The organism is Streptomyces sp. NPDC043896 (genome assembly GCF_056435605.1).
The window spans coordinates 41,895-59,287 of the sequence record NZ_JBWKEE010000027.1 but is presented as its reverse complement, the minus strand read 5'-3'; the positions used below and the strand labels follow the sequence as shown (position 1 = coordinate 59,287).

17 protein-coding genes and 1 pseudogene are annotated in these 17,393 nt (G+C 74.2%); 7 read left to right on the top strand and 11 right to left on the bottom strand.

What is annotated here, in order from left to right; all coding sequences use genetic code 11:
- Window positions 1-46: 46 nt before the first annotated feature.
- On the top strand, window positions 47-706 hold the full coding sequence (locus AC069X_RS31350; protein ID WP_478733883.1) for a TetR/AcrR family transcriptional regulator: 660 nt from the start codon (window positions 47-49) through the stop codon (window positions 704-706).
- 12 nt (window positions 707-718) lie between these two features.
- On the opposite strand, the gene AC069X_RS31345 is transcribed toward AC069X_RS31350, so the two are convergent.
- From AC069X_RS31345 to AC069X_RS31310, 8 genes are all read right to left on the bottom strand, one after another.
- Window positions 719-1,600 carry a LysR family transcriptional regulator gene (locus tag AC069X_RS31345; protein WP_478733881.1) on the bottom strand — a complete coding sequence of 294 codons (882 nt, stop codon included), beginning with the start codon at window positions 1,598-1,600 and terminating at the stop codon, window positions 719-721.
- A 239-nt stretch (window positions 1,601-1,839) separates the two neighbouring features.
- Complete coding sequence (locus AC069X_RS31340; protein WP_478733879.1) at window positions 1,840-2,979, bottom strand: GNAT family N-acetyltransferase; 1,140 nt, start codon at window positions 2,977-2,979, stop codon at window positions 1,840-1,842.
- Entirely contained in the window at window positions 2,976-4,253 is a 1,278-nt protein-coding gene (locus tag AC069X_RS31335; RefSeq protein ID WP_478733877.1) for an ATP-grasp domain-containing protein, read from the bottom strand. The genes AC069X_RS31340 and AC069X_RS31335 overlap by 4 nt, the downstream gene beginning before the upstream one ends.
- On the bottom strand, window positions 4,250-5,575 hold the full coding sequence (locus AC069X_RS31330) for an MFS transporter (protein ID WP_478733875.1): 1,326 nt from the start codon (window positions 5,573-5,575) through the stop codon (window positions 4,250-4,252). The genes AC069X_RS31335 and AC069X_RS31330 overlap by 4 nt, the downstream gene beginning before the upstream one ends.
- Window positions 5,575-6,948: a diaminopimelate decarboxylase family protein gene (locus AC069X_RS31325; protein ID WP_478733873.1), complete on the bottom strand. Its 1,374-nt coding sequence runs from the start codon at window positions 6,946-6,948 to the stop codon at window positions 5,575-5,577. The genes AC069X_RS31330 and AC069X_RS31325 overlap by 1 nt, the downstream gene beginning before the upstream one ends.
- Window positions 6,945-7,781 carry a class I SAM-dependent methyltransferase gene (locus AC069X_RS31320; protein WP_478733871.1) on the bottom strand — a complete coding sequence of 279 codons (837 nt, stop codon included), beginning with the start codon at window positions 7,779-7,781 and terminating at the stop codon, window positions 6,945-6,947. Before AC069X_RS31320 ends, AC069X_RS31325 begins: the two co-directional genes overlap by 4 nt.
- A gap of 5 nt (window positions 7,782-7,786) precedes the next feature.
- The gene (locus tag AC069X_RS31315) at window positions 7,787-8,473 is read right to left on the bottom strand and encodes a 2OG-Fe dioxygenase family protein (RefSeq protein ID WP_478733869.1); all 687 of its coding nucleotides are present in this window, start codon (window positions 8,471-8,473) and stop codon (window positions 7,787-7,789) included.
- 259 nt (window positions 8,474-8,732) lie between these two features.
- Window positions 8,733-10,025, bottom strand: coding sequence for an LCP family protein (locus tag AC069X_RS31310; protein WP_478733867.1), 1,293 nt, complete (start codon window positions 10,023-10,025; stop codon window positions 8,733-8,735).
- 307 nt (window positions 10,026-10,332) lie between these two features.
- Between AC069X_RS31310 and melC1 the strand changes: the two genes are divergently transcribed.
- Both melC1 and melC2 read left to right on the top strand, forming a co-directional pair.
- On the top strand, window positions 10,333-10,755 hold the full coding sequence (gene melC1, locus AC069X_RS31305; RefSeq protein ID WP_478733865.1) for an apotyrosinase chaperone MelC1: 423 nt from the start codon (window positions 10,333-10,335) through the stop codon (window positions 10,753-10,755).
- Entirely contained in the window at window positions 10,752-11,576 is an 825-nt protein-coding gene (gene melC2 / locus AC069X_RS31300) for a tyrosinase MelC2 (protein WP_478733864.1), read from the top strand. The genes melC1 and melC2 overlap by 4 nt, the downstream gene beginning before the upstream one ends.
- Before the next feature lie 209 nt (window positions 11,577-11,785).
- On the opposite strand, the gene AC069X_RS31295 is transcribed toward melC2, so the two are convergent.
- Complete coding sequence (locus AC069X_RS31295) at window positions 11,786-13,288, bottom strand: MFS transporter (protein WP_478733862.1); 1,503 nt, start codon at window positions 13,286-13,288, stop codon at window positions 11,786-11,788.
- A 163-nt stretch (window positions 13,289-13,451) separates the two neighbouring features.
- Here AC069X_RS31295 and AC069X_RS31290 point away from each other — a divergent pair, with 163 nt between their 5' ends.
- From AC069X_RS31290 to AC069X_RS31280, 3 genes are all read left to right on the top strand, one after another.
- The gene (locus AC069X_RS31290; RefSeq protein ID WP_478733860.1) at window positions 13,452-14,060 is read left to right on the top strand and encodes a TetR/AcrR family transcriptional regulator; all 609 of its coding nucleotides are present in this window, start codon (window positions 13,452-13,454) and stop codon (window positions 14,058-14,060) included.
- A complete protein-coding gene (locus AC069X_RS31285; RefSeq protein ID WP_478733858.1) occupies window positions 14,060-14,905 on the top strand; it encodes an alpha/beta fold hydrolase in 846 nt (281 codons plus the stop codon). Before AC069X_RS31290 ends, AC069X_RS31285 begins: the two co-directional genes overlap by 1 nt.
- A gap of 91 nt (window positions 14,906-14,996) precedes the next feature.
- Window positions 14,997-15,335 (top strand): DoxX family protein, encoded by a 339-nt coding sequence (locus tag AC069X_RS31280; RefSeq protein ID WP_478733856.1) that lies wholly within the window; start codon window positions 14,997-14,999, stop codon window positions 15,333-15,335.
- A gap of 262 nt (window positions 15,336-15,597) precedes the next feature.
- Here the strand turns inward: AC069X_RS31280 and AC069X_RS31275 are convergent, their stop codons facing one another.
- The gene (locus tag AC069X_RS31275; RefSeq protein ID WP_478733854.1) at window positions 15,598-15,750 is read right to left on the bottom strand and encodes a 2OG-Fe dioxygenase family protein; all 153 of its coding nucleotides are present in this window, start codon (window positions 15,748-15,750) and stop codon (window positions 15,598-15,600) included.
- 278 nt (window positions 15,751-16,028) lie between these two features.
- On the opposite strand from AC069X_RS31275, the pseudogene AC069X_RS31270 reads away from it, so the two are divergent.
- Window positions 16,029-16,539, top strand: a pseudogene (locus AC069X_RS31270) (nitrite/sulfite reductase); the annotation flags it as partial.
- A 109-nt stretch (window positions 16,540-16,648) separates the two neighbouring features.
- On the opposite strand, the gene AC069X_RS31265 reads toward AC069X_RS31270, so the two are convergent.
- Entirely contained in the window at window positions 16,649-17,116 is a 468-nt protein-coding gene (locus AC069X_RS31265) for an HIT family protein (protein WP_478733852.1), read from the bottom strand.
- Window positions 17,117-17,393 lie beyond the last annotated feature (277 nt).

The following is a 17,393-nucleotide window of genomic DNA, read 5'->3' as shown; positions in this document are numbered from 1 at the left end:
CATCGGAGACTCCTTAAAGCGACTGATGTTGCGTTAAGATCGTTCCATGGATGCCAGTGCGCACGCAAGCGAAGATTCCGGCCACTCAGATGAATCGATTCCGGACACCGTCCGGCGGCGGACGGGCGGCCGCAGCGCCCGGGTACGCGCCCAGGTCCTGGCGGCGGCGGGCGAACTGCTGGTGGCCGGCGGGTACGACGGGCTGACGGTGGACACGGTCGCCGAACGGGCGGGCGTGCACCGCACCACCGTCTACCGGCGCTGGCGCGACGTCGGCGGCCTGCTGGCCGACGTGCTCGACGCCGCGTCCGACGACACGTGGAGCCCGCCCGACACCGGGTCGCTGGAGGGGGACCTCACCGCGCTCAACCAGGAGGTCTACGAGGCCCTCGCGGGCGGCGGACCCAGCCTGACCACCGCGCTGATCACCGCGGGTTTCCGCTCGCCCGAGGCGGCCGGGGCCCTGGCCCGCTTCTGGGAGGACCGGTACGCGCGCTGCGCTGTGGTCGTCGCCCGCGCCGCCGGGCGGGGCGAACTGCCGGGCCCGGCCGACGCCCGCGCGCTGCTGGTCGCGGCGACCGCCCCGCTGTACCACGAGCTGCTGCTCCTGCGGGCCGCCCCCGACCCGGCCCTGCCCCGCCGGGCGGCCGCGGCCGCGGCGGCGGCGGGCCGGGCGGGTGCCTTCGGCGCCCCGGGCCCGGGGTGAGACGGCCCGGGGTCAGCTCCAGTCGCCGACGGAGTCCGCGAAGGCCCTGGCCAGGGGGGTGAGGGCGTCCCAGCGGCGGACCGCCCAGCCGACCGGCAGGGGCGGCAGGGCGGGTACGGGGACCAGCCGCAGGGGCCCTCCGGGCGCGGCGGACAGGCCCGGGACGGCCGGTACGACCGTGTGGCCCAGGCCGAGTTCGGCGAGCAGGAGGGCGGTGTCCCAGTCCGCGACGCTGGTGTCGGAGCCCACGCGGACGCCCAGGCCGGTGAAGGCCGCGTCCAGGTGGGCGCCCGAGAGGGAGTTCGGGGGCAGCCGGACCAGGCGGACGTCCGACAGGTCGGCGGGGTCGATGGCGGCGCGTCCCGCGAGGGGGTCGTCCGCGCGGGCCGCGAGGACCCAGGGCAGCTCGGCCACCGGGCGCTGCTCGATGCCGGGGACCGGCGGGCCGATGGTGACCCAGGCCAGGTCCAGGGTGCCGGCGAGGAGGGCCTCGAAGCAGCGGCGGCTGGAGGTCTCGGTGCGGAACTCCAGGCTGGTCCCGGGGTGGTGGCGGCGGAACTCGACGATGGCCTCGGCCATGAAGTGGCGTACGGTCCCGCCGCCGGTGCCGACGCGTACGGATCCGCCCTCGCCGTTCGCCAGGCCGGCGAGGCGGCGCAGCGCCTGGTCCAGGCCGGTGATCCCGTCGGCGGCGGCCTCGTAGAGGATCCGGCCGGCCTCGGTGGGGGCGACGCCGCGGGGCCGGCGCTCCAGCAGGGCGGTCGCCGTCTCGCGTTCGAGGCGCTTGACGTGCTGGCTCACCGCGGACTGGGTGCGGCCCAGCTCCCGGGCCACGGCGCTGAGGCTTCCGACGCGGCACACCGCGATGAAGACGCGCAGGTCGTCGAGGGTCATGAGACCCAAGCTATGGCTTGGGTGAGGCCAAGAAAACCCCAGGATTGACTGGAGGTTGGGGAAGGCGCAGCATTTTCCGTGGGCCCAGGCGGCAACCTGTCCGGCGGCCGCGTCCGGGTCCGGAACCGGGCGCGGGCGCCGGACGGGTGCCGACCGGCGGGCCGGCCGGGCGGCCCCGGGGGGGCGGGGCCGCCGGGGTGCCGGGCCGGAGTGCCGGCCGGGTTGTCAGGCGGGTGGTGTCAGGCGGGGGCGGTGGCTCCCGGGTGTGCGGCGAGGCGGGCGAGGGGTTCGGCCTCCTGCGGGTGGCGGGCCTTGACGTAGGCGATCTGACGGCGCGGCACGCAGCCGCGCAGCAGTTTCGCCCGGTCCGAGCCAGTGGAGTAGTGGATGTGCGAGAGCCCCTCGGCCATCGCCGTCCGCAGCAGCTCGTAGTAGACGAGCCCGAAGTAGAGCGGCAGCCTGCCCTGTGCCTCGTAGTCGAACCCGGCCTGGCGGGCGTACATCTCGCCCCGGTGGGTGAAGGTGAGGGCGAACCCGGCCAGGTTCCCGTCGAGGTGGGCGGTGGTGACCCGGGCGGCCTCGCCGGCGTGGCGGGCGACGCTGTGCAGGACGGCGGTGAAGGCGTCCGCGTTCGCGGGGGTGCCGTACTTGGCGTAGAGGGCGAGCTCCAGGGGGGCGAGCTGCTCGATGAGGGCCGGGGTGAGCGGCTGCGTCCGGTAGGTGACCCCGGCCTCCTCCAGGGCGCGGAGTTCGCGCCTGATCTTCGTACGGCGTGACCGGTCGAAGCGGGCCAGGTAGCTGTCGAAGGAGCCGTCCTCGGGGACCGGCAGGGAGTACGCGGTCTGGCCGGGCAGTGCCGTGTACCCGCGGTCGTCGAGCACGCCGCGCAGCAGGTGGTCGTCCTCGTCGACGTACAGGAAGGACACCGACCGCAGACCGGCCTCCCGGGCCTCCTCCTCGGCCCGGTGCACCAGGGCCGTGAGGGTGGCGCGTCCGCCGTCGGGGGCGGGGGCGGTACCGGCCTTGGTGTGGGAGGGGTTGCGGCCCCCGCACGCCAGGGCGGGCAGCAGCCCGGCGGTCCAGGGCGCCTCCTCGCCGGTCAGGGTGCGGTGGACGGTGTCCACGACCCTGGCCGGGCTGCAGAAGACGTACGGGGTGTCGTGGTCGAGCGGGTACGCGGGCAGCACACCGGTGGCGGGGCCGTCGTCCTCGTGGGCCGTGAGGTAGTACGGGGCGCCGCCCGCCGTGGCCTCGGCGTGCCGCAGCCACGGGGAGGCGGCGTAGAACCCGCGGGGGCCGAGCAGGGCGTCCCAGTGCCGCGGGTCGGTGTCGCGCAGGGCCCGGTGGACGCGTACGCGGGGTCCGGGTGCGGCGGTCACCGGCCGTCGCCCGTCGCGGGGGCGATGACGGGGGTGAGCTGGCCCAGGGCCGCCTCGGCGCGGCGGACCGCGTCGCCGGTGGTGTCGCCGGTGGCCACGACGTAGCCGAGCAGGTCGAGGTTGCTCTCGGCGGGCCGTACCGGGTCGCCGGGGCGGACCTCCAGGTCGACGTCGACCACGCCCGGGACCCGGCGGGCCAGGTCGGCGCCGCCGATCGCGGTGAGGGTGCCGGCCTGGCGGGCGGAGAGGTAGCGGGAGGCGGCCGCGCGGTCGTGGGTGGTGGTCAGGTCGGCGGCCAGGCCGGCGTGCAGCCGGACGACCTCGCGCTGGAGGTAGAGGCCGGTCGCCTCGCGGATGAGCTGGGTGATCTCCGCGCCGGGCATGCGGCCGTTGACCTCGACGACGTACGGGCCCTTCTCCGTCATCTTCACCTCGACGTGCGCGGCGCCGAAGTCGTGGCCGACGGCCTCCAGCGCCCGGCGGGCCAGTTCGGTGCACTCGGCGCGGACGGGTTCGGAGAGCATCGAGGGGAAGGTGTCGCCCATCTCCACGAAGTGCGGGTGGGCGCCGAGGGCCTTGTCGGTGACGCCGAGGAACCGGCGCTCGCCGCCGTCCAGGACGGACTCGACGCTCACCTCGAAGCCGAGGAGGTACTCCTCCACGAGCGCTCCGGGGCGGCGGGGCTGGCCGCGGAAGTCGGTCGGGGAGGAGCTGATGTCCCGGTAGGCGGCCACGACCTCCTCCGGCGTCCGGCACAGGGTGACGCCGATGCTGGCGGATTCGGTCATGGGCTTGACCACGACCGGGTAGCCGAACCGTTCGGCGGCGTCCAGCGCGTCCTCTTCGGCGGTGGCCTGGTGGAAGCCGGGCACGGCGACGCCGGCCCGTTCGCAGGCCTGTCGCATCAGCAGCTTGTCCCGGCAGTTGCGGGCGGCCTGCGGGGAGAGGCCGGGCAGGCCGAAGTGTGCGGCGACCTCGGCGACGATCGGGATGTTGTAGTCGGTGACGGTCATCACGCCGCGCAGCAGGCCCTGTTCGTGGAAGGGCTGGAGGGCGGCGGCCACGGCGTCGGCCGAGTTGGTGTCGGTGCGCACGATCTCGTCGACGTGCCGGGAGAAGATCTCCTCGGCGATGCCGACCACCCGGTAGCGGTCCGGGTCGTTGCTCACCAGGACGGTGTGGAAGCCGAGCTCGTGGGCGGCGCGCAGCGGGGTGAGGCCGAAGTTGGACAGCTGGCTCTCGACGACGGCGATCACGCCGGGTGCGGTGTTCATGTCTGGTTTCCTCCAGGGTCGGGGGCCGGGGCCGGGGTGGGGTCCGCCGCGGCGGCGGGCGTGGGGGACGGGGCCGGGGACACGGCCCGGGTGATGGCCCGGCGGGCCGCCAGGCTCAGCAGGAGGGCGGCCAGGGTGAAGGCGGCGGGCATGCACAGCGCCGCGCCGGGGCCGGCCCGGTCGGCGACCAGGCCCGTGAGGGCGGAGCCCGCCGCGCCGCCGAGGGCGATGAAGCTGCCGACGCCCGCGAAGGCCTGGGTGGCCCGGCCCTGCGCGGTCATCTCCCCGATGAGCTGGAACTCCTCGGCGCCGGCCGGGGCCATGGGGAGCCCGCTGAGCACGAGCAGGACGCCGAGCAGCACCAGCGCCCAGCCGGCCGGGAGGCCGGGCGCGAGGGCGCGTACGGCGGGCAGGGCGGCCAGTGCCAGGGTCAGCACGATCAGCAGGCGGAGGTAGCGCCGGTACGTGGTGCCGCCGAAGGTGCGCGCGCCGTAGAGGAGTCCGCCGACCACGCTGCCCGCCGACTGGAGGGCGACGAGGGTGCCCGCGAGTTCGGGGGCCGAGCCCTGGTCCCGGAGGGAGGCGGTGACCGCGACCACGAGCCCGCTGGACAGTGCCGCCGTCAGGGCGATCGCCACGAGGACGGCGGTGGCGGCGGCCCGGACCGGTGCCGGTTCCGCCTCGGCCGGTTCCGCGGCGGGCGCGCCGCCGGGGGCGGCCGGGGGCCGGCCGGCCCGTGCCCGTACGGCGGGTGCCTGCCCGTACGCGAGGGCTCCGGCGCCGAGCAGGACGGCGGTCACCAGCAGGGCGCCGCGGGCGCCGGTGAGGGTGGCGAGGACGGTGACGGCGGTCGGGCCGAGGATGAACAGCAGTTCGCTGAGGGTGGCTTCGAAGGAGTAGGCCCGCTGCCGCAGGGCCGCGTCCTCGGTGAGGGAGGGCCACAGGGCACGCATCGACGCCCCGACGGGGGCGGTGGCCAGCCCGGCCGCGCAGGCGGCGGCGGGCACCAGGGCGGCGGGGGCGGTGGCCGTGCTCAGGGCGGCCGCCGCCAGGGTGAGGCCCGCGAGGGGTCCGGAGACCCGCAGGACGCGGCTCGGGCCGGCCCGGTCCATCAGCCGTCCGGTGAAGGGTCCCCCGGCCGCGCTGCCGACGGCGTAGGCCGCGCCGGCGGCGGCCCCGGCGGCGAGGGAGCGTCCGGACTGGACGCAGGCGAGCAGCAGGGCGATGGGGACCATCGTCCCGGCCAGGCGCGCGAGCGCGGCGGGTACCGCCGCCGCGCTCGCGCCCGGAAGCCTCAGGAGCTCCAGGTAGGCCCTGACCATTACGGGGTCCCGGGCGCCGGGTCCGGGCCGGCCGGGTCGGCCAGGGCGAAGACGTCCGCGCCGGTCTCGGCCCGCCAGACCAGCTGTTCGGCGTCCCCGTCGACCGCGACGACGGCGGCCCTGGTGCGGATGAAGTTGTTGCTGCGGCCGAGCGAGTAGGCGCCCGTGTCGTGCAGGCACAGGAGGTCCCCGGCCCGTACGTCGTCGGGCAGCTCCGTGGCGGCGGCGTGTACGTCGTTCTCGTAGCACAGCGGGCCGGCCACCGACCAGGTGCTGTTCACGTCCGAGTACCGCCTGCCGATCGGGGTGAGCCGGTGGACCTCGCCGGTGCCGCTCCACGGGGTGACGTGGTTGCCGGCGTCGAGGATCAGCCAGCGGGCTCCGGGGATCTCCTTGCGCGACATCACCCGCGTGACCATGGCCATGACGTCCGAGACCAGCCAGCGGCCGGGCTCGCAGGCGAGCGCCACGCCGTCGAGGCCGCGCCGCCGCATCCGCTCGTCCAGTTCCGGCAGCAGCCGGGCGATGTCGAGGAAGGGCTCCTCGTCCGGGAAGGGGTCCCCCCCGCGCAGGGCGGCCAGCGCGCCCTGCGGGCCGGTGCGGGGGCGCCGGATGCCGGGTACGCCGAACCCGCCGCCGATGTTGACCTCGGTGAGGCCGAACCGGGCGTGCAGCCCGGCGGCTTCGTCCAGGACCCGGTCCAGTGCGGTCAGCATCAGGTCCTCGTGGACGATCTGGCTGCTGAGGTGGGCGTGGACGGCCCGCAGGGCCAGGTGCGGGGACGCGTCGATCCGGTCCACCAGCCCGGCGAGCTGCGGTGATCCGGCGGGCCAGCCGAAGCGGGTGCGGGCGGCGGCCCGTTCGGCCTGGGCGCGGTAGCTGGGGTCGGCGGAGGTGGAGACCGGCAGGCCCGGGGAGATCCGGATGCCGACCTCGACGGGCTGTCCGGTGCGGGCGGCGACGGCCTCCAGCGCCTCGATCTCCTGCTCGCCGTCGATGTTGACGCGTACGCCGTGCCGGACGGCGGCGGCCAGTTCCGCGTCCGTCTTCACGGGGCCGTTGAACACCATGGCGGCGGGGTCGAAGCCGGCGGCCAGCGCGGCCTCCATCTCGTACCCGGAGACGACGTCCGCGCCGAGGCCGTGGGCGGAGAGCCGCCTCATGAGGTAGGGCAGGTAGTTGGTCTTCACCGAGTAGTAGGCGCGGGCGGGCCTGCCGAGCCCGCCGAGCACCTCCAGCAGGTGGGCGGTGGCGCGGTCCAGGCGTCCGGCGTCGAGGACGTGCACGGGGGTGCCGTGGCGCTGCGCGACGTCGGCCAGCCGTGCGGGGTCCCACCCGGGCCCCGTGCCGGTGTCCGGCCAGGGACGGCTCATGCGGACGCCTCCGTCCGCGCGGCGTGGACGGACTCTCCGGTGAGCAGGCGGAAGCCGGCGTCGATGTGGTCGCGGGTGGCGAGGCCGGCGTGGCGGCGGTGCCATTCGCCCGAGGCGAGGTCGTCGCGCAGGCGGCTGACACCGCGCTCGACGGCCTGCTCGTCGGTGAGGGCGAAGGCGGAACAGGCGCGGCGCGTGGCGGGGTCGAGATAGGCCTCGGGGCGGCGCCAGAAGGCGGTCATGAACCCGTCGGTGAAGTCGTGCCAGACGGGGAGTTCCGTCACCTCGCAGGGGCCGAGGAGCTTGGTGAGGCGTTCGATGGAGGGCACGCGGGAGCACTCCGCCTCGGCGATCTCCGGGACGTAGTCGCGGGTGAACCAGAAGTTCCGCTGTACGTCCATGTCGTAGGTGACGATGGAGAAGCGGCGGGCGACGCGCTGGAGTTCGGCGATCCCGGCTTCCAGGTCCGTCCAGTGGTGGACGGTGAGGACGGCCATGACGGCGTCGAAGCTCTGGTCGTCGAAGGGCAGCCGCTCCGCGCTCGCGACGACGCACGGCGCCGCGAGCGGGCCGCGCTGGGCCCGCATCCGCAGGGACGGTTCGACCGCGACGAGCGTGCGGCCCGCGGGCTCGTAGGCGCCTGTTCCGGCGCCGAGGTTGAGCACCGTGCGGGCGTCGCCGAGCGAGGCCTCGATCTGGGCGGCCCAGCGGTGGTCGGGGCGGCGTACGGAGGAGTAGCCGACGCCGATCCGGTCGTAGACGGGGGCGTGGCCCGCGGGGGCGGCGGTACCGGCGGGCGTGGCCGGCGGGGTGGGGGGCAGGGTTTCGGACATCGTGCTCAGACCTCGTTGCTCGCGCGGACCTCGGCCTCGTACTCCTCGCCGTAGCGCCGGTTGTCCCAGCTGTTCACGGCGACGAGCCACACGTCCCGGTGGCCGCCCTCGTCGGTGAGGTGCTCGATGTCGGTGACGTGGTGGAACATCAGGCGGTCGTCGAAGGCGATGGCCTGGCCGTCCTGGAGGGTGGTGCGGAAGAAGGGCTCGCCGCCGCCGAGGGGCATGAGCTGGGTCTCGCCGCCGGAGATGTTGTGGCGGCGGGTGACGGCGACGATGCCGTACTGGTGGCCGTCCCGGTGCGGTCCCTCGGGTGCGGCGATGCCCTCGACCTCGGGGGTGGAGACGACGCGGCACTGGTGGACGTTCAGCTGCCAGGCGGTGTTCTTGTCGAGGCCGAGCGCTTCGGCGCCGGCCGCGATGAGCGGGGTGGGATCGGTGGTCAGCGGCTCCAGCGTGCGCATCTGTCCGCCGACGAGGTCGTTGTACTGGCGCGGCTGCGCGAAGTGACGGTGCGGCAGCAGTTCCAGCTTCCACCGGTCTTCGTGGACCAGGCGGAACTGGGAGAAGCGCCGGTACCTCTGCGTGGAGCCGGTGTACGGGTCGAGCGGCAGCTTCTCGAACTCGGCCAGGCTGTGCTCGTCCAGCGGCGGAGTGTCTATGACCGCGTAGCCCTGGTCGCCCAGACTCATGTGAACCCCCAACGTCAGCAGCCCGGATGTGTGTCATCCGGGCTTCGAAGCAACGTTGCGCAGGCTAGGCGGGTGTACGGCACACCAACAAGATCATGATCTTGGGGTGAACGCCGGTGGAACTCGACAACTTGTCGAATGGACAACCGGCGTACCGCGCGGTATGGGAGGGGCGCGCGCCCCCGCCCGTCCGGTCGTGGTCACGGAACGGGCATGGCCTGAATGATACCAGCCGTCATGGCCGGAATGCGACGGACCTTCAGGTGCCGGGGCAGCGCAGGGTGTCGCCGGTGACGGGGGCGCCGTCCAGCTTGTTGCGGTCGTAGGTGACCGTCCTGACGCGGACGGGGTCGGTGCCGACGGCGACGTCGAAGGTCTCGCCGTGGTCCGGGGCGGACCGCAGGAGGGCGCCGGGGAGGGCCGCCGCGAGGGTGGCCGCGTCCGCTTCGCGGGCCGGGTCGTACGTGATGACGGGCGGCCCCGCCGGGCGGGCGGCGGGCGCGGGCCGGGAGGTGGCCTGGAAGCCGTCCCGGGCCAGGGCCGTCGCCACGGCGGGGTCGTCGACGCGGGCCCTGATGCCTGCCGGGTTGGTGTCGGCGGGGGTTTCGGGGACGGGCTGGATGCGGGGGTCGCCGGTGATGGGGCGGTCCTCGGCGAGGGCGTCCCAGAGGGCGGCGGCGCGGGACTCGTGCCAGACGAGGGTGGAGCCGACGCCGGGGACCCGGTGGTCGAAGAGCCGGATGGGGACGGTGGCGAACTCGATGTGCCCGGCGCGGAGCCGGCCGAGGGCCCAGCCGATGCGGACGAGGTCGTGCAGGCCGGTCTTCTCGTCGGTGCGCACCGTCTTGAGGAGGGTGCGCGCGGTGCGGGCCGTGCTGACGGGACCGGACAGGGCGCCTCCGGCGGTGAGGCGGGCCAGCAGGTCGTTCACGGCGCGCTGCTGGCGGCGGACGCGGCCGAGGTCGCCGGGCCGGTTGGTGACGTGCCGGGCCCGGACGTAGCGCAGGGTCTGGTTGCCGTCGGTGTGGTGGACGCCGGCGGCGATGTCGAGGCCGGAGCCCTCGTCCTTGAGGGGCCGGTCGGCGCAGACGGTCGCGCCGCCGAGGTTGTCGACGGTCTGCTCGAAGCCGGTGAACCCGGTCTCCAGGTAGTGGTCGACGCGCAGGCCGGTGACCTGTTCGACGGTGCGGACCGTGAGGGGGCCGCCGCCGATCGCGTACGCCCCGTTGATCTTCCCGAAGCGGGGCGCGCCGGGGAGCGGGTACTGGACGTAGGAGTCGCGGGGGATGGAGACGACGCGGGCGCGGCGTCCGTCCGCGGAGAGGTGGACGAGCATCATGACGTCGGTGCAGTCGCAGCCCTTGCCGCCGACGTGCAGACGGCGCTTCTCGGCGGCGGAGAGGCCGGCGCGGCTGTCGACGCCGACGACGAGGATGTTCGTGCCCCGGCCGCCGGCGGCGGTGCCGCCCTCCGCGGACAGGGCGCGGGCGCCGGCGGGGGCGCCCGCCGCGAGGGTGGCCAGCAGCGTGAGGGCAACGGTGAGTCGACGCAACGCGCATCCCCTGACGTGGTGGGGTGAGGTGGTGGCGGTAGCCGCGGGAGGACCGTACTGCTGATGCCTGCGGCGGGCGGGGTTACGCGCCGTAGGGGCGGCCGGAATGTCCCGGGCGGGTCTGGCGGGGCCGCCGGGTCGGGCGGGTCGTCTGCGGCGGTCCGCGCCGGGCGGGGCGCGGAGGCGGGCGCGGGCGGGGCGCGGGCGGGGCGGGCGGGACGCGGGCGGGGCGGGCGGGACGCGGGCGGCATCCGGTTGCATGGGGCACTGATCGGCTGGTTTCGGCCTTCTGGTACTTCTTCAGGCCATGAAGAAGATCACTCGCCGCCAGGCTCTGGGGATCGGCGCCGGGACGACTGCCGCCCTGGGGCTGGCGGCCTGCTCGTCCAAGCCGGCTCCCGCCGGTCCGGCGGCCGGGCCGTCGGGGACCTCCGGGGCCTCGGGGGCGCCGCTGTCCATACCCACCGGCGGCATCGACGAGGTGTACGAGGGGCGCCGCATCCAGATCACACTGGGGGCACCGGGGCACCACGGGGTACCGGTCCCGGACATCAGGATCGACGGCAAAGAGCTGCACCTGATGGGCAACGCGGACGGCAGCTGGGTCACCGTGGTCAACCACTACGAGAGCTTCCCGGACCCCATCTCGGCCGCCCGCGCCGCGATCCGCGGCCTCCAGGGCGCCGAGCTCGCCCCGTTCGTCCTCCCGAAGGAGCCCCCGCAGCTGTGACCGTACGCAAGAACCAGGCCGTGCTGACGCCCGACGAGAAGCGCGCCTTCGTCAACGCGGTGCTGGAGCTGAAGCGGACCGGTGTCTACGACCGGTACGTCAACGCCCACAACTACTACCTGATGGCCGACTCGGACTTCGGGAACCGGATCGGGCACCGCACGCCGTCGTTCCTGCCCTGGCACCGGCGCTTCCTGCTGGACTTCGAGGCGGCGCTGCAACGCGTCGACCGCAACGTGGCCCTGCCGTACTGGGACTGGACCGCCGACCGGGCCCCCAACTCCTCCTTGTGGGCCTCCGACTTCATGGGCGGCACCCGGCGCGGCCGGGACGGGCAGGTGCTCGACGGACCGTTCGCCCACGCGGGCGGCAAGTGGGCCGTGACCGTGGGCGTGGAGCGGCGGGACTACCTGCGGCGCGTGCTGGGTTCGGGCGTGCCGCAGCTGCCGACGCGGGCCGAGGTGGACTCGGTGCTCGCCATGCCGGTGTACGACAGCGCCCCGTGGAACAGCGCGTCGAGCGGGTTCCGCAACCACCTGGAGGGCTGGCGCGGGGTCAACCTGCACAACCGGGTCCACGTGTGGGTGGGGGGCCACATGGCCGGCGCGGCCTCCCCCAACGACCCGGTGTTCTGGCTGCACCACGCCTTCATCGACAAGCTGTGGGCCGACTGGCAGGCGCGCAACCCGAACTCCGGCTACCTGCCCGCGTCCCGGACGCAGAACGTGATCGACCTGCGGTCCCCGCTGCCGCCGTGGAACAACGTGACGCCGGCCGACATGCTGGACCACCGGCGGTTCTACACCTTCGACAAGCCGTAGGAGCAGCGGCCGGCACCGGGGCCGACGGTCCGTCAGGCGGATCCCGGGTGCCCGGTGGGCCCGGTGGGCCCGGTGGGCTCCGTGTGTTCGAGGGCTTCGGCCGGCAGGCGCCGGATCCCGGCGGCCAGGCCGTGGCCGGCCGGTGCCGCGCAAAGGGCCCGCGCCCCCTGTGGGTGGGCGCGGGCCCTTTCGTGCGCGAACCCGGCGGGTCAGGCGACGAGTTCGGAGCCGGTGGTCTCGGGTGCGGCGGGTGCGGCCGGCTTGCGGCCCCGCATCACCAGGGTGGCGAGGACGGCGGCGGCCAGGATGGCGGCGGCGCTGATGGCGAAGGTGGTCGACATCGAGGTGGTGAAGGCCTCGCGGGCCGTGCGGACCATGCCCTGGTCGCCGCCGGCGACCGCCAGGGCCCCGGCGATGGAGTGCCTGGCCTGCTCGGGCGATCCGGCCGGCATCTCCGCGGCGAACCCGGAGGCGAGGAGCGAGCCGAGGATCGCGATGCCGAGGGCGCTGCCGGCCTGTCCGATGGTGTCGTTGAGGGCGGAGCCGACGCCGGCCTTCTCCTCGGGGATGGTGGCCATCAGGGCGCCGACGGCGGCCGGCATGGCCGCTCCCGCACCGAGGCCGAGCAGGCCCAGGGCGACGGCCGGGACGGTGAAGCCGCTGGTGGGGGTGACGGTGGTCAGCAGGGCGAAGGAGCCGGCCATCACGAGCATGCCGGCCACGATGAGCGGGCGGTTGCCCACCTTGGAGGCGAGGGCGGCGCCCGCGCCGTTGCCGATCAGGGCGGCCACGGCGAGCGGGACGAAGGCCAGGCCGGCCTTGAGGGGCGAGTAGCCGAGGACGAACTGCAAGTACTGGGTCAGGACCAGCAGCAGGCCGCCGTTGCCGATCTGGACGAGGGTCAGGGAGAGCGAGCCGCCGCTGAAGTCGCGGTTCTTGAAGAGGACCAGCGGGACCATCGGGGAGGAGGTGACGTTCTCCCAGACCACGAAGCCGACGAGGGCGATCAGGGCGACGGCCAGGGTGAGTGCGGAGCGGCCCTCGAAGGCGCCGTGCTTCGGGATCTCGATGATCCACCAGACCAGGGCGGTCATGCCGACGGCGGAGAGGACGGCGCCCAGCGGGTCGGGCTTCTGCCAGGGGCCCTTGGACTCAGGCATCAGGGTGAGGGCGGCGACGAGGGCGAGGACGACGACCGGGACGTTGATGAAGAAGATCGACTGCCAGGAGAAGTGGTCGATCAGGACGCCGCCGAGGACCGGGCTGCCGACGAGGCCGAGCATCGAGACCGAGCCCCAGGCCGCCATCGCCTTGGGCCGCTCGTCCTCCTCGAAGACGGTGATGAGGATGGAGAGGGTGGACGGCATGATCAGCGCGCCGCCGACGCCCATCGCGACGCGTACGGCGATCACCTCACCGGGGCTGGTGCAGAAGGTCGCGGCCAGGGACGCCGCCCCGAAGAGCACGAGGCCGATGAGCATGATCAGGCGCCGGCCGAAGCGGTCGCCGAGGCTGCCCGAGGTGAGCAGGAGCCCGGCGAAGACCAGGATGTAGGAGTCGAGGATCCACTGGATGTCCTGCGCGCTCGCGCCGAGGTCCGTGGTCATGGACGGCACCGCGACGGTCAGGGCCATGGAGTCGACGACCAGGACCAGCGAGCTCAGGCACAACACGATCAGGATCCACCAGCGGCGCGGGTTCCTGGTTTCCATGGGAATGGCTCCCCTTCGTCTTCATCTCGGCGCGTACGTCGTTTCGTTCTGCGCACACTGTACGCACGACGGAACGGTGTACGCAAGAGTGGGAAGGATGGACAGCCCGAGACTGGATGATCTAGGTTTCTGCCTAGAGGGTCTAGGTTGGGGGAGGTGCCCGATGGTGCGCGCGGGTCTGAGCGCGGAACGGCTCACGCAGGCGGCCGCCGAGATGGCGGACGAGGCCGGGCTGGACAAGGTGACGCTGTCCGCGCTCGCACGGCGCTTCGGCGTGAAGGACGCGAGCCTGTACTCGCACGTCAGGAACCTGCGGGAGTTGCGGGTCCGGGTGGCCCTCGCGGCCTCCGAGGAGATGACCGGGCGGATCGCGGAGGCCGTGGCGGGGCGGGCCGGGAAGGAGGCGCTGGTCGCCTTCGCCGACGCCTACCGGGCGTACGCCCTGGAGCGCCCGGGCCGTTACGCGGCCACGCAGATGCGGTTCGACCCGCAGGAGGTGGAGGGCTCGGCCGGGCTGCTGCGGAGCGTGGAGCTGACCTACGGGATGCTGCGCGCGTACCGGCTGGCCGAGCCGGACGTGACGGACGCGGCCCGGCTGCTGCGGGCGGCCTTCCACGGCTACGTCCACCTGGAGCTGAGCGGCGGCTTCGGGCACTCCCGGGCCGTGGACGAGTCCTGGTCGCGCGGGCTGGACGCGCTGCACGCGGCGCTGGAGAACTGGCCGCGGCGGGACGCGCCCCATGCCCGGAACACCGAGGAGGACGCACGCTGATGGGTACGGACACCCTCACCACCGGCACGCTGGAGGTGCCCGGCGCCACCCTGTACTACGAGAAGCGCGGCAGCGGGCCGGTGCTGCTGCTGATCCCGGGCGGCGGGGCCGACGCCGGGCTGTACGCGGGGATGGCCGGCGGGCTCGCCGCCGCCGGGTACACGGTGGTCGCGTACGACCCGCGCGGCCAGTCGCGCAGCCTGCTCGACGGGCCGGCCGCCGACCAGCGGGTGGAGGTCTGGGCCGACGACGCGTACCGGGTGCTGGAACGGGTCTCCCCGCACGAGGCCGCGTACGTACTGGGGTGCAGCGCGGGTGCCGTCGTCGCGCTGGAACTGCTGGCCCGTCACCCCGCCCGGGTGCGCAGGGTGGTGGCGCACGAGCCGCCCCTGGCGGAGGTGCTGGACGACCCCGCCCCGCACCGGGCGCTCTTCACCGAGGTACGGGACCTGCTGCGCGCCGAGGGGCCGCAGGCGGCGATGGCCCGCTTCGCCGAAGGGCTGGGCGGGGACGCCCCCGAAGCCCGGGAGCAGGCCGAACTGCCGCCCGAGGTACGGGAGATGGCGCCGCGCATGTACGGCAACCTGCCGTTCTTCCTGGAGCACGTGCTGTGCCCGTTCACCGGGAGCCTGCCGGACGTGGCCGGGCTGCGCAGGGAGGCGGGCCGGCTCGTGCTGGCGGCGGGGACGGACTCGCGCGGGACCGACGCGCTGTACGGCCCGGCGAGCCGGCTGGCGGAGCTGACCGGGGCCGCCTTCGCGGAGTTCCCGGGCGGGCACGTGGGGTGCACAGAGCATCCGGCGGAGTTCGCCGCGCGGCTCCTGGAGGCGCTCGGCGGAGAATGATCCCGGCGGGCCGTCACATCCGTGCGGGGCGGCGGGTCATAGGGGTGTCGAGCGCGAGAGAGCGCGAGCGAGCCGCCCCTGAGGAGCCGATATGTCCACCACCGCCACCGTCGTCACCGTCGTCGCCGCCCTCATGGCCGGCTTCTCCGGCGCCTCGGTCTTCGCCGGCGCCAGGTTCACCGTCGAGCCGCTCGCCGAGTACGGCGTCCCGCGCGGCTGGTGGAACCGGCTCGGGGCCGCCAAGGTCGCGGGCGCCGCCGGCCTGCTCGCCGGGTTCTTCGTCCCCGCGATCGGCATCGCCGCCGCGATCGGTCTGGTGCTGTACTTCACCGGCGCCGTGATCACCGTGCTGAAGGCCCGCGCCTTCGGGCACGCGGTGTTCCCGGTGGTCTACGCCGCGCCCGCCGTCGCGGTCCTCGCCCTGGTCTGAGACCGGGAGGGTGTGCACCACGGCGGCGGAGGCTGCTTGCGCGGGAACGCTTCCGTGCCCTCCGTCGGCCGGTGGTACCTCCACACCCCGGGCAGGGGCCCGGGTCTCGGCCGGGACGTTCGGCAGCGTCGACAGGTCGTTCCCGAAGGACGCCGTCTCCCAGCTGAAACGGTCACCCGTCAGCTGCATACCGTCACCCGAGTCACCCGCGAAGCGGGTGATCACCCGGTCGGCACGGCGGATCCCGGTCCTCGTCACCATGTCAGGCAGCGTTCCGTTCTCCGCAGCGCAGCTCCGGCTCGTGCTTGTAGCCCCTGATCAGCACGTCCCGGACGGCGGCCTTCGTCGGGTCCACGGGGTGGATCGGGCGGACCGCGTGCAGGATCCGGCCGTCGGCCCAGAACATGGTGTCCATCTGTTCGGTCAGGCAGAACTCGGCGACGAGTTCCTAACTGGCGTGCGGTCCACGCGGACGGGCCGGGGAGGCGGATCGCGCTGCCCGGCTACGCCTTCGACCGGCGCGGCTAACGGCTCCCGGCCCGCCCGGCGGGGCGCGGGGCCACGGGCGGGCATCCGCTGCTCGGGCGGGAGACGCAACGGCCGGAGGGGCCGCGGCCGGACGGACAACCGGCGGACGGGCAACCGGCTTACGGGCTGCGGGAGTTCACCGCGCGGGTCAGCGCCGCGCCTGGGCGCCCCCTCCTGGACGGCCCCGCCTCGTCCCTCCCGCCGGCCCCGGTCGACCACATCGGCGTACACCGCCAGCGGGACGGCCTCTCGTACGTCGGCGCGGCCCCCGTCGCCGGTCGCCTCTCGGGCACCAGACTCGCAGCCCTGGCCGACCTGGCCGCAGCCCACGGCAGCGGCCGCGTCCGCCTGACCCCGTACCAGGAGCTCCTGGTCCTGGACGTGGCCGACCCGGAACCGCTCATCTCCGGCCTGGCGGAGATCGGCCTCCAGGCCCGCCACCTCGCCCTGGCGGCGGAACACGATGGCGTGCACGGGGATCGAGTACTGCAAGCTGGCGATCGTGGAAACCAAGGAACGCGCGGCAACCCTGGTCTCGGAACTCGAGAAACGCCTGCCAGGCGAGGACGTCGGCGCGGGCCTCACCATCAACGTGAACGGCTGCCCCAACTCCTGCGCCCGCACCCAGGTGGCGGACATCGGCCTCAAGGGCCAGCTGGTCCCGGACGAGACCGGCGGCCCCCTGTCCAGGTGGGTGGGCCGGCGCCGAGTCGATGTGCCCGGAGGCGGGCGCGACGGATCATTGACGTCATCCGCGACGCTGCCGTGGAGGATGACGCCGCCCGTCACCCTCGTTGGAGCCTGCCCCGGGCAAGGACCGCCTCGTGCAGCCGGGCTGCCATCCCGGCCGACTGGTCGGGCGACGGTGCCAGGACACCGTTCTCCGTCATCAGCGCGTAGAACTGCTGCTCGTGGTAGGGAACACCGGGAGGCAGAGCAGCGACGTGCCAGTGGAGGTGCGCGTTTCCCTGCTGGCTGCCGAGCGAATAGAGGTAGGTGCGCTCCGGCCCGCACACGGCCTCGACGGCGAGGGCCACCTCCCGGACGAACAGCATCAGCCGGCTGTAGGACGTCTCGTCCAGATCGCGCACGACGTGCTCGATGTGCGCCTTCGGTGCGACGAGGACCTTTCCCGGCACCGTGGGCCACCTGTCCAGGAATGCGATGTGGTCCTCGTCCTCGAAGACCGTCTCGTGCGGGTAGTCCGGATCTCCGGCGAGGAACGCGCAGACGAAGCATGGGCCGCTCCGCACCCGATCCACATACGCCTCGAGGTCCATCGGCTGTCGTTCCATCGGCACTCTCCCGCCCTCCCACCGCGGCGGCCCTCGCAGCCGGCGGCGTGCTCGACCGGACAGCAGTCTGGTGGGTGGTGAACGATCCCGCACTGGGACGCTGAAGGTCTATGCCGTCTGCGCCAGGGTGGTCAGCGTCCCGGCCCTCACCGCCCCCGTCAGCTCCTGACCCGTTCGCCCACTCTCGTGGGGCGGTGAGAGACCGTCTGCGACGCTCGGCTGGGGTGTCCCGGCC